Raw genomic sequence first — 2,087 nt, forward strand, 5'->3', positions numbered from 1 at the left:
CAACTACATACTGATCCGTCGTAGCGACTTGAATATTATAGCCTGGCTTAAGCTGACCATTTCTCATGTGATCTTCTTTCATATGTATGAAAGTCGCATCGTGGTCGGTCTTGGAATAGCTATTGCACACAGCAAAGATTGCTTTTGCCTCTTCGTATTTCTTCATTCTAGGAACATAGTCTTTTCTGAGTTTATGAAGCAGCTTCTTAAGACCGCGCCTTCTTGCTTTTCTAGGCGATCCACTAGGAATAGCTTTAGGCTCTCGGGCAATCTCTTCAGTCAGCTTTTCAATTTCAGCTTCCGCTTCTTGCGCTAGCTCTGCCAATCCCTGACTGGTCTGGACTTGCTCTTTTGCCATTGCTTTGACGACTTCTTTGGCAATCATTTCATCATATAGTTCAACTGCTTGAGCTTTAAGCTTTTCATGATACTTTTCAACTGCCTTGCGCCAAACGAAAGTATAGCGATTGGCATCAGCTTCAATTTTGGTGCCGCAATTTATTAATTGCTTAATCCTCATCTTTTACTCTTCATCGACAGGATTTCTTATAGAATGTCAAGCATTACTACAGAGAAAAAAAGAGTATACTAAACATAGCCCCAAAAGACTAGTCTTTTGGCAGTTTTTTCACTTATTGTGTGCTAAACATCTATTAATTAATCGCCTTAGAATAATTATAAAGTTGATGTGTGTGGACCAAATTTATAATAGTGCGATTCAAATGATTGGCGCATGCTATTAAAGCTACCTTGTCATGCTTATTGAAAGGCGGCTTTTTTAATTTGTAATAGTAATCAATTAAATGATTTTGAATTTTACCCTGATTTCTTAACATGCTTCGAATCATATCTGTTTCAACAGCTCTGCCCTGACTACTGCCTCTGCGGTTAATTGTATCGCCTTTAATGTATTTACCAGACTGGTATCCGTTTAAATCCAAACCTAGGAAAGCATTGAGTTGTTTATAATTATCAAAGCGAGCAATATCACCAGTAAAGCCCAATAATAGAGCGCTATTTAATTGACCGGCTCCGGGAATACTGGAAATAACTTTGAAATCATCCAAGCCAACAGCCGTCTTGATTAACTTGTTTTAAATATAGGTTATTTCTTTATTGTAGCTTTCTATCTCATCGCAATATTCTGAAATAATTTCAATTTCTAAAGAATTTGCTGGAACAGCAGGATAAGAATCTTTAGCTGCTAACCAAACTTGAGCACAATAACTTTGAATTACATCTTTATGTATTCGCCTGCTAACAGATTGGTAAACTCTAGTGGTCATTTCTTTAAGAGTTAATCCTGCCAAAAAATCAGGATGACAATACATTCTAAATACTTGAAGGGCTAAAACTGCATAAGCATTTTTTAAAATCTGATTTAGTTCTGGAAAAGTAAGCTCTAAGCTAGAACGAAGAAAATTAAGTATTCTGGTTCTACATTTAATTAACTGCTTATATCTCAAGGATAAAATCCGTAAAGAGTCATAAGGCAAAGCAGATTGTTTATTACAATGATTCTTTATTTCTGTTAATTGTGTTGCACCTAATAAGGCCAATTTAAATGAATCGTTCTTGTCGGTTTTATTTCTTCTCAAAGAAGCCATTCTTAATTGGCTTCTAAAGGATTTAATTCATAAAACTTAGCTTTCTTGCTTTTTAAATAAGCGGTAAGTTGAGCTGAATAAACACCTGTAGTTTCAAAAATTATTATCGTATTGGACCTAATATACGAATTTAATATTTGAAAGCCGCTCTTATTATGCTTAAACTTAAAAGCTACTTTTTCCGCTTCTTCTGTTATCAAAGTTGCATGACTTTCACCTTGACTAACATCAATACCAATAATATTCACCTAATCACCCAATTTTAATCGATTGAGGCAAATATTCATTTTCAGCTCTATTTCTTGATTACACGATCTCTGAGATCCACACTCTTAATCTAGTTTGATTGAAAATAAATATTTATGGGCCCGTTTGACAGTCGAATTCAATATTCCATTCGTAAGCGTCAAATAAAATAGTGTACTTAAAAACCGTCCCAGTTACTGTTATACTGAGACGGTTATTTAAGTTCTTTTATTT

The 2,087-nt window shown here is 34.8% G+C and carries 1 protein-coding gene and 2 pseudogenes; all 3 read right to left on the bottom strand.

Features of this window, described 5'->3' with window-relative positions; all coding sequences use genetic code 11:
- Nucleotides 1-520: pseudogene (locus tag JEM49_RS08740) on the bottom strand (IS5/IS1182 family transposase); the annotation flags it as partial.
- Between the two features lie 133 nt (nucleotides 521-653).
- Entirely contained in the window at nucleotides 654-1,067 is a 414-nt protein-coding gene (locus tag JEM49_RS08745; protein WP_201874664.1) for a transposase, read from the bottom strand.
- A 27-nt stretch (nucleotides 1,068-1,094) separates the two neighbouring features.
- Nucleotides 1,095-1,855 (bottom strand): annotated as a pseudogene (locus JEM49_RS08750) (IS110 family transposase).
- Between the last annotated feature and the right edge of the window lie 232 nt (nucleotides 1,856-2,087).

Origin of the sequence: Lactobacillus sp. A27, from assembly GCF_016742815.1 — a bacterium.
In the GTDB taxonomy this organism is placed as follows: Bacteria; Bacillota; Bacilli; order Lactobacillales; family Lactobacillaceae; genus Lactobacillus; species Lactobacillus gallinarum.